The sequence below is a fragment of the Vibrio sp. qd031 genome, assembly GCF_002100145.1.
Taxonomy (GTDB): domain Bacteria; phylum Pseudomonadota; class Gammaproteobacteria; order Enterobacterales; family Vibrionaceae; genus Vibrio.
Genome location: NZ_JXQD01000006.1, coordinates 1 through 17,338, shown reverse-complemented (window position 1 = coordinate 17,338; position 17,338 = coordinate 1). Strand labels below are relative to the sequence as shown.

The following is a 17,338-nucleotide window of genomic DNA, read 5'->3' as shown; positions in this document are numbered from 1 at the left end:
ATAAATAGTCGTTCTTAAGGGCGCATTTTAACCGCTTTTGAGTGGTTAATCTTTATTTTTTACCAAGAGTTAACAAAAGGATGCGTTATGGTCGGCAATGCACTGATAGGTCTAGAGTTTGATGAGCATCAATTGTCAGCGGTTGTATTGGAATGCAGACGTAAACGGTGGCAAGTTGTCGGGCGATATCGACAAGAGTATGGGCAACGTATCCCTTTATTCGAGGAGCCAGTAAAGCTTGCACCACTGCTTGCTCAGTTTAAAAAGTTACGTAAGCAAATCCCGAACAAACTAAAGCACGTAGCCCTAGTGTTGCCTGATTACTGGGTGATGCAAAAAAACCTGCAAGTGGCGACCGGAATGACGGAGCAAGAAAAGTACGAAAACTTATGTCATCAACTGTCTGAAGCTACGATTAATGTTCACGATGTCGCGATGGACTTTTACTCGGAGCGAGCTGAAACAACACCGCGTGGTCTGGAGAGCTTCTCTACGATGATGCAGTCTGTTCGGGTGTTGACACTAAAAAAACGAATTCAATCAACTCTGATCAATCAGCTTCAACGAGCAGGGTTTATCGCGCTGTTTTTTGCTCCTCATACTCACGCATTAATGGCGACGAATCACTGGGCTAATCAGCAAAGCTCACTGCCGTGGTTGAGTTTGCATTTGGGCCAATCGCAATGGAGCGCGGTAGCCAGCGACGAGTCACTTTGTCGTTACTGGCAGCACTCTCAATTGCAACTTTCTGGAGAGCATTCACCGTATCAATTCGAGCGAGATCATGTGGTGTCGTCATTAAGTAAAGTTCTGTTGCAAATGGAGCTTTCTATTGAGGCCAATTCCAAACTCGACAATCAGGGAGTGTGGCTAAGCTGTGATTTTGATTCAGAGATCCATCTTTTAGAACGTTTGGAAAATGATCACCTAGAAATACAGCCGTTGCCCACCCATATCGATGATTCGGATGTTGAGTTGGCGATTGCACCGTTAACAGGCGAGCGCTTGATGTTACTCGCAACAGGGGTTGCCTTGTGCGCCATTGCATGGAAAACACATCATGCGCTGGGTTGAAGTTAATCTCGTTGATTGGCGCGAAGCGGCGCGTAGGCAAGCTTTGGTGCGTTGGGTCTTAGTAGCGCTTTGCACAGCGAGTGCGGTTCTGGCAGTTGCGCTGTGGCAAAATAGAGAGTTAAAGCACAGGCTCGAAGCCGTGCAGTCACATATTGATGTGCTAGACAGTCGACTAGCGGCTCTGCAATCTCAGCAAGAAGGGCTTAAAGAACTAGAGCAAGAGTGGCAACAACTGACGACGTTTGAGCGCTATACGGCCAAGCTCATTGAGCGACGTTTATGGTGGACGCAATTTATGCACGCGCTGCCTCATTGGATCGTGAATGACGTTTATTTGCAGCGATTGGACTACCACTTTCCCAATGTGAGTGGGCAAGGTATTGCGTTGAGCTCGCAGGGACTGACGGCGCTACTCTCTCGAATGACCACTTCCTCCCAGGTTTCGTCAGTTCGTTTGGACAATGTTACCCACAATGTTCGTTGGCTCGGATTGACTGGAAATCGCTTTCAGATTCATTTTGAATCTGTACCGACGTTGTCTACTCGTTCGTCAATGAGCCTCCACCGTGATTGAATCTAGAATTGACCTCGCCACGGTAGTTTATTGGCCGCTGCGAAAAGTGATTATCTTGTGCTGCATTGTCAGCGTCATTATGTACGCCTTAGTGTACCTATCTTGGATACGACCGATGCAGCAACGTTTATCAGCGCAAACTGCGTATCAACAAACGTTAACTCACAATGAGTCAATTCAAAGGTCAGCGCTTGAAAGCCTGCAGCCGATGGTGAGTGAGCTAAACGAGCTAAAAGGCTCTACAGCCAAGGCGCTGCAATTTTTTGTTCGTCCGGATCAGCTTGCGTCGGTTGTTGCTCTAATCAATCAAGCGGCGACCATTACTGACGTTCGTGTACAAAAAGTTGAATGGCTGACTGCGCAAGCCATTGAGCATTACATTGAAAATCCACTTCGTATTCAACTGCATGGAAACTATCAACAGTTGCTGGCGTTCAGTGAGTACCTTGCGAATGCTCCACTTGTTATTGAAGTAAAGAAAGTTCTTATCGACAGAGAGTCACATGATAGTGAACAGCTACACATTGATATGTTGCTGAGCACTTATCAATTAACGAGGGAAAGCTCGATAATAGGACGCAGTGATGGTTAGTTACGTCGGGCTCGAATTAGGTACTGTACCGCCGCGTTGGGCAGCAACAGTTGTTATTGCAGCGATTTTGAATACATCAAAACTGTATGCCAGTGCGATTGAGGAGAGCCAAATGATCACAGAACCGCTCGGGTTGCTGTCGCCATTTAGGTTGCCAAATCACACTGCGCCTACAGCGGACAACAGTGACCATCACCAAGAGGCAGTCACCACAGTGCAGAGCGCTTCTTGTGATGCTCAAGCTCAGCAATGGCAAGCTCTTACAAAGGGCTATGAGCTTGTTGCTACCTTACACAAACACGGCTCTTGGAGTGCGGTCATGAAGTGGGATGCTCACCGCTATCAATGGGTAAAGGAAGGAGAGCAGGTTGCCTCAGAAGGTGTTAGGGTTTCTTCTATTGCTAAGGGTACGGTGCTCTTAACGCGCAATGTCTGGAAAGGGGACTGCATTACAAGGTCAATAGGTTACTCTTTGCGAACCAGGACTCAGCCATGATCGTGTCGCTTAATTCGAATCGACAGCTAAGTTTGTGTTTGGTGATGATAGTGTTGCAAGCGTTGCTTGTGGGCACGTCACACGCCGAACCTATAAACCGTCTTATTCATCAGCAACTGTTTCCAGAAAGCAAACAACAAACGGTTCTAGAGTTGACGCTGGAGAACAGTGCGATTGACGCGCAGTTGTTTGATCGAAGTAGCGAAGTTCATGTCCTTCTTCGAAGCACAGTGAACGGCGGAACTCGCCCTATATCGATACTTCCACCGGACGGATTGGTCGCCTCAATCAACTCGACACAACAGGGTGATAATGTTCTTTATCGCCTGATTGTGACCGAGCCTGTAAGCGTTAGCCATGTGATACAAGGCAACGTATTAATAGTCACTTTGACTAGGCGAGAGTCTGCAGCGTTAAAGCAAAATGACTCTGCTGTGACACTTAACTTTCAAGCGGTGCCATTACGACAAGCATTACAAATATTAGCGCAGCACAATCGCATTAACCTAGTGATGTCGGACAGTGTGCAGGGAGAGCTGTCAATCAATCTTCAAGACGTTCCTTGGCAGCAAGCGCTATCGACGATTCTGCAAGTGAAACAGCTGGAAAAACGCATTGACGGAAATGTTATGTTGATCGCCCCATTGAGCGAAATGATGGCCTCTCATCAACATCGCCTACAACAATCAGAACAAGCCCAACTTAGTGGTCCGTTGACGACCAAGTTGGTTAAACTGCATTACGCGAAAGCCAATGATATTGCTTCTATGTTGGTGAATGACAGTGGCATCAATATGCTTTCCCAGCGCGGCGCTGTTAGTGTTGACGAGCGCACTAACACGCTACTGGTTCGCGACATCGCCAGTAACCTCTCTGTGCTCACCGAATTGATTGCGCAGTTGGATGTGCCGGTAAAGCAAGTCCAAATTGAAGCTCGAATTGTGACGGTGGATGAAGGCGACTTGGATGAGTTGGGGGTGCGATGGGGGGTAATGGGAAGCAGTGGTAAGCGAACGGTTTCAGGTAGCATAGAGGGAAACTTATGGCAGGCTGGGATGTATGGAGACGATAACTTAGACATCGACGATTTTCTCAACGTGAATTTGGGGTTGGTGAACCCCAATGCGTCGAGTATCGCTTTCCAAGTGGCTAAGTTGGGCTCAGACTTACTGCTGGATCTAGAACTGTCTGCATTGCAAGCAGAGGCCAAAGCTGAAATCATCTCTAGCCCCAAAATTATAACCACCAATAAGAAGGCCGCTTACATTGAGCAAGGTACCGAAATCCCTTATCTAGAGGCGGCGTCCAGTGGTGCGACGTCGGTTTCGTTTCGAAAAGCGGTATTGAGTTTAGAAGTGATCCCCCAAATTACGCCAGACAACCGACTGGTGTTGGATCTTAATGTTACTCAGGACCGCCCTGGTGAAGTGGTAAAAACGGGGTTTGGAGAAGCCGTTGCAATCAATACCCAGCGCATTGGTACTCAAGTGTTAGTCAATAATGGGGAGACCGTGGTACTCGGTGGGATCTATCAACAAAGTCACTTAAGCAATGTCGATAAAGTCCCTGCTTTTGGGGATATACCTGTTTTAGGAGGGCTATTTCGGCGTACCTCCGACAAGAAGGCCAAAAGTGAATTGTTAATCTTTGTAACCCCCACTGTCATTGAAGATTAACTATAGAAATTACTTCAATTAATAGTTATCTAAAACAAGGGTTTGCGAAAGAAAAGTGCCAGATAGCACGGTGTGGCAGAAAAAAAGTCCAAAATAAATTTGCATTCGGACTATCTAGACTGGATAATTTCGGGTCTTTTCACAACTAGACTGTGAGGAATAGGTGCTGCAATGAGCGTGTTAAACCGCTTTGAATTATAATTTCATTGTAGCGATGTCATTGATTTAACGTTGTAAATTACTGCTGAACATGGCTGAAAAACGAAATATTTTCCTTGTTGGCCCTATGGGGGCTGGCAAAAGCACAATTGGACGACACCTAGCGCAACAACTTCATATGGAGTTTATCGATTCAGATACTGAGATCGAAGAGCGTACTGGCGCAGATATCGCATGGGTATTTGACGTAGAGGGTGAAGACGGATTCCGTAAGCGTGAAGAAGGTGTGATCAATGATCTCACTGAAGAGCAAGGTATCGTACTGGCAACAGGCGGCGGCTCAATCATTAGCAAAGAGAATCGTAACCGTCTTTCCGCTCGAGGTGTTGTGGTCTATCTTGAAACCACCATCGAAAAGCAACTTGCACGTACTAACCGTGACAAGAAGCGCCCACTTCTACAAACCGAGGAAGCTCCTCGTAGTGTGCTCGAAAAACTGGCTGGGGAACGTAACCCACTTTACGAAGAGATCGCTGATTACACTGTAAAAACAGACGATCAAAGTGCTAAAGTAGTCGCCAACCAAATCATTAAGATGCTCGAAGAAAGATAATTGCGATAGGAGGAGTGCAAACCATGGAAGAAATCAAAGTTGATTTAGGTGAGCGCAGTTATCCTATCTCTATAGGAGCCGGATTGTTTAACGATTCGGCTTTATTTTCATCTGCCTTTTCTAAAACGCCTGTCACAGCGCATCAGCACGTTGTGGTGATCAGTAATGTCACCGTAGCCCCCCTGTATGCCGATAAAGTTGTTACGCAATATCAATCACTTGGTGCAACAGTACATCTGCTGGAGCTGGCTGACGGCGAACAATACAAGTCTCTTACTACCTTTGAACAAGTACTCAGTTTTTTGCTGGAGCGCAGCCTGAGTCGTGACGTACTTTTAGTGGCACTTGGTGGCGGGGTTATTGGTGACTTGGTCGGTTTTTGCGCAGCAAGTTACCATCGCGGTGTTGATTTCGTACAGATCCCAACTACGCTATTGTCGCAAGTTGATTCTTCGGTAGGCGGAAAAACCGCAGTTAATCACCCTCTGGGTAAAAACATGATTGGCGCGTTTTACCAACCTAAGTCCGTCGTTATTGATATCGAATGCTTAAATACACTTCCACCGCGAGAGTTTTCTGCCGGTATGGCGGAAGTGATCAAATACGGCATTATTGCTGATAGCGATTTTTTCGATTATTTGGAAGCTAATATTGATGCGCTGATGGCGAAAGATCCTGCAACATTGACTTACGCCATTGCCCGCTGCTGTCAAATTAAAGCCGATGTCGTTGCAGAAGACGAAAAAGAGTCAGGGGTTCGTGCGTTATTGAACCTTGGTCATACTTTTGGTCATGCGATTGAAGCGGAATTAGGGTATGGTAAATGGTTACATGGAGAGGCGGTATCTGCAGGGACTATGATGGCTGCTCAAGCGGCAAAATTGCAGTCAATGATTTCGACACAAGATGTTGATCGCATTGAGCAACTTTTGCTAAAGGCAGGCTTGCCAGTGCACACTCCTTCCTCTATGTCATTTGACGATTTTATGCGTCATATGATGCGCGACAAAAAGGTTTTGGCTGGGCAACTGCGGTTGATTCTACCCACTTCTATAGGAAGTGCGCAGGTTACCTCTACCACTCCTGAGTCGGTTATTAAACAAGCCATAGAAGTAGGAAAAAAGTAAGCCTTTGCGTGCGTCTTGATTGACTGCGTTTAGGTGCAGTCAATCATGAATACCTTAGAGTTAGAGTCACAGACGCAGTTGTTGGATCGTTTGCGGTTGGTGACACGTTTTGGATCCAACTTTGTCTCTATGATCGGTGTTGAAGGCTCAGGTAAGACTTGGCTTGCTCAGCGCTATTTAGAGGTGTGGGCGGCTGAAAAAAACCAATCTCTTCTGCTTTGTCATAACTCTCAAACGGATGCAGAGCAGCGCTCAATCATTCTTAGTCAGCTTTTTCGACAAATTCGCTTTGACCCTTCCCGCCCACTTCTAGACGCATTTTCATCACAACTCGAAGAAGAAAAGTGTGACATCGTCATTGTTGTGGACAATGCAGAGTTTCTTTCTCGAAACATTATCTATGAACTAAACACGTTAGTCTCTCAAGCCAATATCGAGGCTAAGTGGATGATAAACGTAGTATTATTTACAAAAATTCACACTTTACCTAACGTGGTATCGGAGCTAACCAGCACGTCAAACTTCACGCCTTTAGAGATGGAAATTGATGCGCTCTCTGAGCCTGAAAAAGAGCGCTTTCTCGAATTTTTGGTCTACAAAACCATTCTCGATGAAGATATTCTAAAAGCGGCGCAGAGAGCGTCGTGGAACACGCAACCCAGACCAGGAGCGTTGATGGCCCTTATGGACAGTAAAAAGAAAAAGCAGGTGATCATTCGTTCAATCATCGCATCACCGATCAATATTGCCGCTATTATTGCACTAATTATTATCTTGCTGTTTGGGGGATACTACTGGTTAACTCATCAGTCGACACCAGAAGAGTATGCGTTGGCGCTCGATGAAGAGGCTCGCAACATGGAGAGAGGCAGCTCAACGCTAGATGATTATGATGATTCATTAAACCGTAACACAAGTGACGCTGGTTTTGATGTGGTGGAAGACAACACTCTGTTGCCACCACCGATGTCGGATGTGACCGTGACGGTAGACGAGAATCTTGATGACCGAACACGAGTGATTGTGCCTGACACCGTAGTAGATGCGTTGATAGAAGAGCAGCCTAACCCAGATACTACGGTTATTGATGACGCTATCGCAGATGCCACAGAGCAAGCTACTGACACTAATAAAGTGGCAGTGATCCCTGATCCTGAAACGCAACCTGAGCCCGTTGTAGAGACGGTCGAAAAAGAGCAGCAGCAAGAACAGCAAGCGCCGAGTGTCGTGATCACTTTTTCTTACGCCAGAGATGAGCTCAAAGCGGTTCCCAAGAACCACTATACGTTACAGCTGGGCGCAATGAGTTCTCTGGAAGATGTTCAAGAGTTTATCAATGAGCATGAGTTGGATGGACAGGTGAGAATCTATCCAACGGTTCGTGGTGAGAAGCAGTATTTCATGATTACCTATAAAGACTTCCAAACCATTCAGGCTGCGAGAGACTCGGTCTCTGAGTTGCCTGTAGAGGTGCAAGCTGTCGGCCCTTGGGCAAAATCAATGTTGCAAGTCCATAAAGAGATAGACGCAGAAAAATAACAGTGAGAATTAGGCGTTAAAATATGCTACATTCCGCGCTCTGCAGGGCACGTGTTCTTAATAGGTAATAGAAACAACACATGAAAAAACAGCGCGCTTTTTTAAAGTGGGCCGGCGGTAAGTACGGCTTGGTCGACGATATCCAGAAGCATCTACCTCCAGCTCGCAAACTGATTGAACCGTTTGTTGGGGCAGGTTCTGTATTTTTGAATACCGATTATGAGCATTACCTGCTTGCAGATATTAATCCCGATCTGATTAATCTGTACAACTTGCTCAAAAACGATCCTGAGCAGTATATCTCTGAAGCCAAGCGTCTGTTTGAACCGCACTGCAACGATAAAGCCTTTTATCTCGATATGCGTGTGCAGTTTAACCAATCCACCGATCCTTTTTTCCGCTCGCTTGCGTTCTTGTATATGAACCGTTTTGGGTTCAATGGGTTGTGCCGATACAATAAAAAGGGCGGTTTTAACGTGCCTTTTGGCTCGTATAAAAAGCCATATTTCCCAGAAGATGAGCTGATTTTCTTTTCCGAAAAAGCCAAAAAGGCGACCTTTGTTTGCGAAAGCTATACAGAGACGTTTAAGCGTGCGCGCAAAGGCAGTGTGGTTTACTGTGATCCACCTTATGCACCGCTGTCGACTACCGCGAATTTCACCTCTTATGCAGGGAATGGGTTTAGTTTAGATGATCAAGCCGCATTAGCGGATATTGCAGAGCGCACGGCATTTAAGCGTGATATTCCGGTACTGATATCTAATCATGACACGACTCTAACTCGCCGCTTATATCATGGCGCCGATCTTAATGTCGTAAAAGTAAAGCGAACCATTAGCCGAAATGGTAGTGGTCGCAATAAAGTTGACGAGTTGCTGGCCTTGTTTGCGTCCAGTAACCTTTCTACCTCACCGTAAGGTTGCCACTCATATAGGAACTGACCATGAAAGAGTTTTTAATTGCCCCTTCTATTTTGTCTGCGGATTTTGCCCGCCTTGGTGAAGATGTAGAAAAAGTCCTTGCGGACGGTGCCGACGTGGTTCACTTTGATGTGATGGACAATCATTACGTCCCAAATCTCACCTTTGGTGCGCCAGTGTGTAAAGCACTTCGTGATTACGGCATCACAGCACCGATTGATGTGCATCTAATGGTGAAGCCCGTTGACAGAATCATCCCTGATTTTGCCAAAGCCGGTGCAACCATGATCACCTTCCATGTTGAAGCCTCAGAGCACGTTGATCGTACTTTACAGTTGATTAAAGAAAATGGTTGTCAGGCAGGTGTAGTGCTTAACCCTGCAACACCGCTTAGCTGTCTTGACCATATTATGGATAAGCTTGACCTGATCTTGTTGATGTCGGTGAACCCTGGCTTTGGTGGTCAGTCGTTTATTCCTGAAACACTCAACAAACTGCGTGCCGTTAAAGAGCGCATCAATCAATCTGGTCGTGATATTCGATTAGAGATTGATGGTGGCGTAAAAGTGGATAATATTCGCGAAATTGCCGAAGCTGGTGCGGATATGTTTGTTGCCGGCTCAGCTATCTTTAGCCAGCCAGACTACAAAGAAGTGATTGCTGAAATGCGCACTGAACTTGCGAAGGTGAAATAGTTGCCGATGTTTTCAGATATCCAATTTATTGTTTTCGATTTAGACGGCACTTTGCTCGACAGTGTTCCGGATCTTGCGATTGCGGCAGACAAAGCCGCACAGACCTTAGGCTATGCGCCGGTGAGTGAAGATCAAGTGCGTGACTACGTTGGCAATGGCGCTGATGTGTTAATTGGTCGTTCGTTGAGCCAGAGTCTGACAGTGAGTGATGAGCTCAGTGACGAGACTAAACGCGAAGCTCGTCGTCTGTTTGACCAGTTTTACGCCGAGACCCATCACCAGTTGAGTCGCTTATACCCTAATGTGGTCGACACGTTAGCGCGTTTACATGATGCAGGCATCCCACTTGCCATTGTCACCAATAAGCCATCGATGTTTGTGCCGGAGATCTTAGAGCAGCACAATATTAAGGACTACTTTGTTGAGGTGTTAGGCGGCGATGCGTTTGAGCAGAAAAAGCCTAACCCAATTGCACTTAACCATTTGATGGAAAAGTACAGCATTAAACCCTCGCAGATGTTGATGGTGGGTGACTCTAAGAACGATATTTTGGCCGCAAAAAATGCTGGTTGTCATTCGTTTGGTTTAACTTATGGTTACAACCACGGAGAGCCAATTGCCAATGCGTCTCCAGATGTGGTTGCCGATGATGTGAGTGACGTTCTAGAGCTGTTAGGTCTGGCGCTGACTCAGAGCTAGTTATGAGCAGATAGCTGGCTCTGCAGTCACTAAAATGTTTGGCAAGATACTCGCTAATGAGTACACTGACAAAACCGAGCTATTGGCTCGGTTTTCTACTATTTATCCGAATCAAATTTCTATTAAGGAAGCTTTGCTATGAGCAAACCCATTGTTTTGAGTGGTGTTCAACCCTCCGGTGAACTAAGTATTGGTAACTACTTGGGTGCTCTACGTCAATGGCAACAAATGCAGGACGACTACGATTGTCACTACTGCGTTGTAGACCTTCATGCAGTGACCGTTCGCCAAGATGCAGCCGCGCTTTACGAAGCAACGTTAGATGCATTGGCTATTTGTCTGGCTGTTGGCGTCGATCCCAAGAAAAGCACGTTGTTTGTGCAGTCGCATGTACCGGAGCACGCGCAATTGGGATGGCTTCTTAACTGTTACACGCAAATGGGTGAGCTGAATCGTATGACTCAGTTTAAAGATAAGTCTGCCCGTTACGCAAACGACGTCAATGTTGGCTTGTATGACTACCCAGTATTGATGGCAGCCGACATCTTACTCTACGGCGCTCACCAAGTGCCTGTTGGCAGTGACCAAAAGCAACACCTAGAGTTGGCGCGAGATATTGCGACGCGCTTTAACAACATTTATGGTCAAGAGACGCCTATTTTTGAAGTCCCTGAGCCGTATATTCCTAAGGTCAATGCACGTGTCATGAGCTTGCAAGACGCGACTAAGAAAATGTCGAAGTCTGACGACAATCGTAAAAACGTCATTACTTTGCTTGAAGATCCAAAATCAATCATCAAGAAAGTGAAGAAAGCACAAACTGATACCGACACTCCACCACGTATTGCTTACGATGTGGAAAATAAAGCCGGTATTGCTAACTTGATGGGGCTGTACTCGGCGGCGACAGGTAAAAACTTTGATGAAATTGAAGCTCAATACGCTGGCGTTGAAATGTATGGACCGTTTAAAAATGATGTTGGTGAAGCGCTTGTGTCAATGTTAGAACCTGTTCAGGCGGAGTATCAACGTATTCGTCAAGATCGCACGTTCCTCAATCAAGTGATGAAGCAAGGTGCCGATAAAGCATCAGAACGCGCCTCTATCGTTCTTAAGCAAGCTTACAAAGCGGTTGGCTTTGTAGAGCGCATCTAGCAACCAATAAAGACTTACGTTGCTTTAGAGAGCCAGTTCAGTGATGAACTGGCTTTTTTTCTTGGTTCTTGAGTTAAACGCTCTTTTGGTCACCGATACAGAGCAAGGTGGTATTATAGAGCGGCACTTTGGTCGCTAATACCCATCTAGGTCATTCAAAAGCAGCAATGATCAGTTGATTGGTTTTAGCAGCTGATGAACATTTCAATTAGAGACAATGCCGCTGAACATCGGTATAGTTCGGCTTCTAATAGCGTTTGACAGAACATCTTAATAATCACCATGCTGCTCATTATTGATAACTACGACTCGTTCACCTACAACTTATATCAGTATTTCTGCGAGTTGGGCGTCGAACCCGTTGTGATCCGTAATGACGCTATTACTGTTCAACAAGCCATCGAACTAAACCCGACTCATATTGTGATTTCTCCGGGCCCATGTACGCCGGATCAAGCGGGGATATCACTGGATCTTATCCGTGAAGTAGCAGGAAAGATTCCACTATTGGGGGTTTGCCTTGGTCATCAATCTATCGCTCAAGTGTTTGGCGGTAAAGTAGTACGTGCCAACAAGCCTATTCACGGAAAAACGTCACCAATTCAACATAATGGTACGGGGCTTTTTGCTAAACTGAATCGTCCATTGACCGTGACCCGCTATCACTCTCTGATTGTCGAGAGAAGCAGCTTACCCAGCGACTTTACGGTGACAGCTTGGACAGAAACATCAAACGGTGAGTTCGATGAAATTATGGGGCTTGCCCATAAACATTTGCCAATCCATGGCGTTCAATTTCACCCTGAGTCGATAAAAACAGAACAAGGTCACGCGTTATTGGCCAACTTCCTGCGCTTGTGATCTCACAATTTAGAAAATATTTTAGCCCTGAAAAACCTTTCAGGGTTTGAAAACTTATTCAACAACCTCTGCAATCGTCATCACCAAAAATCTGGCCTCACCGACGCTTAACTGTTTTTTGTGACTTTTTTCAAAAAAACACTTCATAATTGTGAATAACTGATGCATAAATAGTCATTGGCAATTCAGTGATGTCCTTTCCTCGAATAGATAAAAATGGATTTTACTATTGAATTGGTTAATAAATTGTAAATACAATGCGCGGACAGAATAATGTTTCGCCTTCAAAGATGAAGGCAGAGACCTGTCCGTATTCGGTCCGGTCGAGTTAAGAAGGAATGTGCGATGACAGCAAAACACGAAGTAAATCGAGCTCAGTTTGATGAAGTAATGGTCCCTTGTTATAACCCAATGGAGATCATTCCGGTTCGAGGTGAAGGATCGCGCATTTGGGATCAGCAAGATAAAGAATACATCGACTTTGCTGGTGGTATCGCGGTTAGCTGTTTAGGCCACTGCCATCCTGCGATGGTGAAAGCATTGACGGAACAGGGCAACAAATTGTGGCACCTCAGTAATGTGATGACCAATGAGCCTGCATTACGCTTAGCCAAGAAGCTGACTGAAGTCAGTTTTGCTGAAAAAGTCTTTTTTGCTAACTCAGGGGCGGAAGCCAATGAAGCCGCGCTTAAACTTGCCCGTCGTTGGGCCGCCGATGTTCATGGCGAAGAAAAATCTGAAATCATCGCATTTAAACAAGGCTTCCATGGTCGTACTTTTTTCACTGTCACCGTTGGTGGACAAGCCGCGTACTCGGATGGCTTTGGTCCTAAACCTGGTGATGTGACACACTTACCTTACAACGATGTCGATGCGCTGGCCGCTCATATCTCGGATAAAACCTGCGCCATTATGATGGAGCCTCTGCAAGGTGAAGGCGGCATCGTCAGTCCTACTCCAGAATTTGTCCAAGCGGTTCGTGAATTGTGCGATAAGCACAATGCCCTGCTGATATTTGATGAAGTTCAAACCGGTAACGGTCGCACTGGCGAATTCTATGCGTATCAAGGCCTTGGCATAACCCCTGATATTTTAAGCACCGCTAAATCTCTAGGTGGCGGTTTTCCTATCGGTGCAATGTTAACTACAACCGAGTTAGCGCAGCACCTGAAAGTGGGCACCCATGGCTCAACATACGGCGGTAATCCATTGGCGTGTGCCGTCGCTGAAGCTGTGGTTGATGTGATTGCTCAGCCAGAAATTTTAGCGGGCGTTACGCAGCGTGAAGCGCTATTTCGACAAGGACTGGACGCTATTAATGCTAAATACGGCCTGTTTGAAGAAATTCGCGGCAAAGGGCTTCTAATTGGCGCTGCACTGAATGAACAGTGGCAAGGCCGAGCTCGTGACGTACTCGTTGCGGCTGGAAAAGAAGGTCTAATGGTCCTGATTGCCGGTGCAAATGTCGTTCGTTTTACTCCGTCATTAGTGATCACTGAAGACGAAATTAATCAAGGCTTGGCTCGTTTAGACAAAGCTATCTCCACACTAGTCTAATTTAGCGCCGCCCAGCAATACTAAGGGCTACTCGTTAGCCCTTTTTACATCAAGGAGGAAGTAGAGATGCTTGTCGTCCGTCCTATATCACTGTCCGACTACGATGCGCTGCACACGTGCGCCGTAGAATCGGGTCATGGCTTTACGTCACTGCCTGTGAACGAAGAGTTACTGACCAATAGAATCACCCATTCAGAATACAGTTTTGCAAAAGGTGAAGTCACCGAACCAAGCGATGAAGGCTATCTTATGGTCGGAGTCGATTCCGACTCTGGTGAGGTCGCAGGTACCACTGGTATTGAAGGCGCCATCGGTTGGGATGTCCCTTTTTATTCGTATCATATCAGCAAGGTTGTGCACTCATCGCCAAAGCTTGGGGTGAATAACGTTGTAAAGCTACTCACCTTTGGCAATAACTACACTGGATGCAGTGAGATTTGTACGCTGTTTTTACGCCCAGATTTTCGTAAAGGATTGAATGGCCGTTTAATGTCTAAGTGTCGATTTCTAATGATGGCGGAGCACCCGCACCGTTTCTCTAAAACGATCTTTGCCGAAATGCGTGGTGTGTCTGACGATGAAGGTAACTCGCCATTTTGGCAGTGGCTTCAAGAGCACTTTTTCTCTATTGACTTCACCTTGGCTGATTACTTAACCGGTATAGGTAAAAAGGGGTTCATTGCGGACCTGATGCCAAAGTTGCCGATTTACATCAACTTGCTCAGCCCTGAAGCGCAAGCGGTGATTGGGAAGGTTCATGACAACACTATTCCAGCACTTAAGCTTTTAGAGCGTGAGGGATTCACGTGTCGCGACTACGTCGACATTTTTGATGGCGGCCCTACGGTGGAGTGTGATCTACGCAATATTGAGTCGGTGCGTCATTCATTTCGCGCCAAAGTGAAAGTTGCTGAGCATGTTAGCTCGCAAGACTACTTAATGTGTAATAGCTCATTTGAAAATTTCCGCGCCGTTGCGACCAAAGCGGCCTATGACGCCGCCAGTGGTAGCGCCATCATCACCCCTGAAGCGGCGGATGCACTGCAAGTGCAACAAGGCGATATGATTCGTCTGCTAGCTCAATAACGGAGAGAAAACATGACACAATGGATTGCTGGAGAGTGGCAAGCTGGACTTGGGGAGCCTATGCATTCGCTCGCCCCGTATGATGACTCGGTAGTTTGGGAAGGGTTAACCGCAACCCCACCGCAAGTTGAACTCGCAGTGAGTGCGGCGAGAAGCGCATTTATTGAATGGAAAAAACGTCCTTTTAGTGAGCGCGAACAAGTGGTGCTGTCATTTGCGAAAAAGGTGAAAGAGCACGCCGAAACGATTGCCGAAGTGATTGCCAAAGAAACCGGAAAGCCGATTTGGGAAACGCGCACTGAAGCGGCTGCGATGGCAGGAAAAATCGCTATATCAATTCGAGCCTATCAAGAACGAACCGGTGAAAAACAGCGTGAAGCAGCAGGCAATCAAATTGTATTGCGTCACCGTCCTCTCGGTGTGATGGCGGTATTTGGCCCGTATAACTTCCCTGGGCATTTGCCTAACGGACACATTGTTCCTGCACTTTTAGCAGGGAACACCGTGGTATTTAAACCTTCTGAACAAACCCCTTGGATGGGCGAGTTGGCCATGAAACTCTGGGAGGAAGCGGGTTTACCTAAAGGGGTGATTAACTTGGTGCAGGGCGCCAAGGAAACCGGCATTGCGTTGGCTCAATCCAAAGGCATTGATGGGCTGCTGTTTACAGGCAGTGCCAATACAGGGCACCTTTTGCACCAGCAGTTCGCCGGTCAACCTGGAAAAATGCTGGCCTTAGAAATGGGCGGCAACAACCCGTTGGTCATCTCTGAGTCGATGGGTGACTTAGATGCCGCGGTATACACCATCATTCAATCTGCGTTTATTAGTGCAGGTCAGCGCTGTACGTGCGCCAGAAGGCTGTACGTACCCCTTGGTGATAAAGGTGATGCTTTACTGGATAAACTTGTGAGTGCAACAGCGCAAATCCGCATTGATCAGCCTTTTGCCGAACCCGCACCTTTTATGGGACCACAAATCTCTAAGCAAGCTGTACAAGTCATATTGGACGCGCAAACCAATCTGCAGAGTTTGGGTGGAATCAGTCTTTTAGAAGCGAAAGCCATGAGCGCAGCTTTTGTATCACCAGCCATCATTGATGTTACCGCAATCGAAGATTTACCCGATGAAGAGTACTTTGGGCCGCTATTGCAAGTGGTGCGTTACGACTCTTTAGAGCAAGCCGTCATCTTAGCCAACGACACTCGTTTTGGTCTGTCTGCTGGTCTCATCTCTACGGTAGATGCGGAGTGGGATTATTTTGTCGATCACATTCGAGCGGGCATTGTAAATCGCAATCGACAGCTTACTGGAGCGAGCGGTGATGCACCGTTTGGTGGTCCAGGCGCGTCAGGTAACTTGCGTCCAAGTGCGTATTACGCTGCGGATTACTGTGCCTACCCAATGGCGTCAATGGAAGGGCAGGATACTCTGCTCCCAGAGACTCTAGCACCCGGTATTACCTTAAAATAAAAATAGTCACAGGTTGTGTGGCTGCTTCTTTAAAAACATGACATTGAAAGCAGTCACCTCTAATTTACAGATACTCTTTTCCCTACATCAATGGACCACAACAACACTATAAGGGTCCTAAAAGGAGTCTACGATGACCTCACCCTCGACTTTGTTTGATCCACTCTGGCGTGACTATATCGCGCGTCTTTGCCCTTCTGCCGAAAAAGTTCATCAACTGCTGATTGAAGGTGAGGCATTGATTAACGACCATATAGCATTACGCACCTTTAATCTTGAGCCGGTAAACCTTGAAAAATTAGCCAAACCTTTTTTGGATGTCGGCTATCAAGCAAAAGGGGACTACCTATTCGAGTCTAAGCATTTGGTCGCAAAACATTTTGAGCATCCTGATCCTTCTCAGCCTAAGGTCTTTATTAGTGAGCTCAAAGTAGAGGAGTGTTCAGAGGCGCTTCAGAGGGTTGTGACACGCTTAGTGGCGCAAGTTGATACTGCTGCCATGAACACACCAGATTTTTTGTGGGGCGGACGTCTGTGGGACCTCAGTGCGGCAGATTACCAATTATTGGCTAAGGAAAGTGAGTATGCGGCTTGGTTGGCGGCTCATGGGTATGGCGCTAATCACTTTACCGTCAGTGTTAATCAGTTAAATGCGTATTCTGATGTTGTAGAAGTGAACGCAGCGCTGCGAGATGCTGGGTTTGTCATTAATGAAGCGGGTGGTGAGGTGAAAGGCAGCCCCGATGTATTGTTGGAGCAATCGTCGACTATGGCAGACCGAGTCGATGTCGCGTTTAAAGACAGTAATGAGCAGGTACCGGGTGGCTTTTACGAGTTTGCAAAACGTTATCCCATGGCGGACGGTGAACTCTATCAAGGCTTTGTGGCTGCATCGGCTGATAAGATATTTGAAAGTACCAATCAGTAATTCGTAATTCAATACCGTGCGACTCACGCGTTAGCGGGAGGCTCATGGTAGTGACGGTTGGGAAAGTTTTGATTGTTACGGTTAGCAAGAGCTAGCCTCTTTCGTTCAATTCGC

General features: G+C 46.5%; 17 protein-coding genes. All 17 read left to right on the top strand.

Features of this window, described 5'->3' with window-relative positions; translation table 11 throughout:
- Nucleotides 1-87 precede the first annotated feature (87 nt).
- The 17 genes from ST37_RS04625 (at nt 88) to ST37_RS04545 (ending at nt 17,224) form a co-directional block, all read left to right on the top strand.
- Nucleotides 88-1,074: a hypothetical protein gene (locus ST37_RS04625; protein WP_084884197.1), complete on the top strand. Its 987-nt coding sequence runs from the start codon at nt 88-90 to the stop codon at nt 1,072-1,074.
- Complete coding sequence (locus ST37_RS04620) at nt 1,061-1,648, top strand: PilN domain-containing protein (RefSeq protein ID WP_084884195.1); 588 nt, start codon at nt 1,061-1,063, stop codon at nt 1,646-1,648. The genes ST37_RS04625 and ST37_RS04620 overlap by 14 nt, the downstream gene beginning before the upstream one ends.
- Entirely contained in the window at nt 1,641-2,240 is a 600-nt protein-coding gene (gene pilO / locus ST37_RS04615; RefSeq protein WP_084884193.1) for a type 4a pilus biogenesis protein PilO, read from the top strand. The genes ST37_RS04620 and pilO overlap by 8 nt, the downstream gene beginning before the upstream one ends.
- Complete coding sequence (locus tag ST37_RS04610; RefSeq protein ID WP_084884192.1) at nt 2,233-2,736, top strand: hypothetical protein; 504 nt, start codon at nt 2,233-2,235, stop codon at nt 2,734-2,736. Before pilO ends, ST37_RS04610 begins: the two co-directional genes overlap by 8 nt.
- A complete protein-coding gene (pilQ, locus tag ST37_RS04605) occupies nt 2,733-4,412 on the top strand; it encodes a type IV pilus secretin PilQ (RefSeq protein WP_242426224.1) in 1,680 nt (559 codons plus the stop codon). The genes ST37_RS04610 and pilQ overlap by 4 nt, the downstream gene beginning before the upstream one ends.
- 250 nt (nt 4,413-4,662) lie before the next feature.
- Nucleotides 4,663-5,184: a shikimate kinase AroK gene (gene aroK, locus ST37_RS04600; protein WP_084884190.1), complete on the top strand. Its 522-nt coding sequence runs from the start codon at nt 4,663-4,665 to the stop codon at nt 5,182-5,184.
- A gap of 23 nt (nt 5,185-5,207) precedes the next feature.
- Nucleotides 5,208-6,311, top strand: coding sequence for a 3-dehydroquinate synthase (gene aroB, locus ST37_RS04595; RefSeq protein WP_084884188.1), 1,104 nt, complete (start codon nt 5,208-5,210; stop codon nt 6,309-6,311).
- 45 nt (nt 6,312-6,356) lie between these two features.
- Nucleotides 6,357-7,850, top strand: coding sequence for an AAA family ATPase (locus ST37_RS04590; RefSeq protein WP_084884186.1), 1,494 nt, complete (start codon nt 6,357-6,359; stop codon nt 7,848-7,850).
- Between the two features lie 80 nt (nt 7,851-7,930).
- Complete coding sequence (locus tag ST37_RS04585; RefSeq protein ID WP_084884184.1) at nt 7,931-8,767, top strand: Dam family site-specific DNA-(adenine-N6)-methyltransferase; 837 nt, start codon at nt 7,931-7,933, stop codon at nt 8,765-8,767.
- Between the two features lie 26 nt (nt 8,768-8,793).
- Nucleotides 8,794-9,465 (top strand): ribulose-phosphate 3-epimerase, encoded by a 672-nt coding sequence (gene rpe / locus ST37_RS04580; RefSeq protein ID WP_084884182.1) that lies wholly within the window; start codon nt 8,794-8,796, stop codon nt 9,463-9,465.
- A gap of 6 nt (nt 9,466-9,471) precedes the next feature.
- Nucleotides 9,472-10,164 carry a phosphoglycolate phosphatase gene (locus ST37_RS04575; RefSeq protein ID WP_084884213.1) on the top strand — a complete coding sequence of 231 codons (693 nt, stop codon included), beginning with the start codon at nt 9,472-9,474 and terminating at the stop codon, nt 10,162-10,164.
- A gap of 138 nt (nt 10,165-10,302) precedes the next feature.
- Complete coding sequence (gene trpS, locus ST37_RS04570) at nt 10,303-11,319, top strand: tryptophan--tRNA ligase (protein ID WP_084884180.1); 1,017 nt, start codon at nt 10,303-10,305, stop codon at nt 11,317-11,319.
- 282 nt (nt 11,320-11,601) lie between these two features.
- A complete protein-coding gene (locus ST37_RS04565) occupies nt 11,602-12,180 on the top strand; it encodes an aminodeoxychorismate/anthranilate synthase component II (protein ID WP_084884178.1) in 579 nt (192 codons plus the stop codon).
- A 345-nt stretch (nt 12,181-12,525) separates the two neighbouring features.
- Complete coding sequence (locus ST37_RS04560) at nt 12,526-13,737, top strand: aspartate aminotransferase family protein (RefSeq protein WP_084884176.1); 1,212 nt, start codon at nt 12,526-12,528, stop codon at nt 13,735-13,737.
- Between the two features lie 66 nt (nt 13,738-13,803).
- Complete coding sequence (gene astA, locus ST37_RS04555; RefSeq protein WP_084884174.1) at nt 13,804-14,823, top strand: arginine N-succinyltransferase; 1,020 nt, start codon at nt 13,804-13,806, stop codon at nt 14,821-14,823.
- A 12-nt stretch (nt 14,824-14,835) separates the two neighbouring features.
- Nucleotides 14,836-16,296: a succinylglutamate-semialdehyde dehydrogenase gene (gene astD / locus ST37_RS04550; protein WP_084884173.1), complete on the top strand. Its 1,461-nt coding sequence runs from the start codon at nt 14,836-14,838 to the stop codon at nt 16,294-16,296.
- A gap of 133 nt (nt 16,297-16,429) precedes the next feature.
- The gene (locus ST37_RS04545; protein ID WP_084884171.1) at nt 16,430-17,224 is read left to right on the top strand and encodes a DUF1338 domain-containing protein; all 795 of its coding nucleotides are present in this window, start codon (nt 16,430-16,432) and stop codon (nt 17,222-17,224) included.
- Nucleotides 17,225-17,338 lie beyond the last annotated feature (114 nt).

Coding starts and splice junctions, on each gene's coding strand:
- ST37_RS04625 (WP_084884197.1), top strand. CDS start 88: ATGGTCGGCAATGCACTGATAGGTCTAGAGTTTGATGAGCATCAATTG.
- ST37_RS04620 (WP_084884195.1), top strand. CDS start 1,061: ATGCGCTGGGTTGAAGTTAATCTCGTTGATTGGCGCGAAGCGGCGCGT.
- ST37_RS04610 (WP_084884192.1), top strand. CDS start 2,233: ATGGTTAGTTACGTCGGGCTCGAATTAGGTACTGTACCGCCGCGTTGG.
- pilQ (WP_242426224.1), top strand. CDS start 2,733: ATGATCGTGTCGCTTAATTCGAATCGACAGCTAAGTTTGTGTTTGGTG.
- aroK (WP_084884190.1), top strand. CDS start 4,663: ATGGCTGAAAAACGAAATATTTTCCTTGTTGGCCCTATGGGGGCTGGC.
- aroB (WP_084884188.1), top strand. CDS start 5,208: ATGGAAGAAATCAAAGTTGATTTAGGTGAGCGCAGTTATCCTATCTCT.
- ST37_RS04590 (WP_084884186.1), top strand. CDS start 6,357: ATGAATACCTTAGAGTTAGAGTCACAGACGCAGTTGTTGGATCGTTTG.
- ST37_RS04585 (WP_084884184.1), top strand. CDS start 7,931: ATGAAAAAACAGCGCGCTTTTTTAAAGTGGGCCGGCGGTAAGTACGGC.
- rpe (WP_084884182.1), top strand. CDS start 8,794: ATGAAAGAGTTTTTAATTGCCCCTTCTATTTTGTCTGCGGATTTTGCC.
- ST37_RS04575 (WP_084884213.1), top strand. CDS start 9,472: ATGTTTTCAGATATCCAATTTATTGTTTTCGATTTAGACGGCACTTTG.
- trpS (WP_084884180.1), top strand. CDS start 10,303: ATGAGCAAACCCATTGTTTTGAGTGGTGTTCAACCCTCCGGTGAACTA.
- ST37_RS04565 (WP_084884178.1), top strand. CDS start 11,602: ATGCTGCTCATTATTGATAACTACGACTCGTTCACCTACAACTTATAT.
- ST37_RS04560 (WP_084884176.1), top strand. CDS start 12,526: ATGACAGCAAAACACGAAGTAAATCGAGCTCAGTTTGATGAAGTAATG.
- astA (WP_084884174.1), top strand. CDS start 13,804: ATGCTTGTCGTCCGTCCTATATCACTGTCCGACTACGATGCGCTGCAC.
- astD (WP_084884173.1), top strand. CDS start 14,836: ATGACACAATGGATTGCTGGAGAGTGGCAAGCTGGACTTGGGGAGCCT.
- ST37_RS04545 (WP_084884171.1), top strand. CDS start 16,430: ATGACCTCACCCTCGACTTTGTTTGATCCACTCTGGCGTGACTATATC.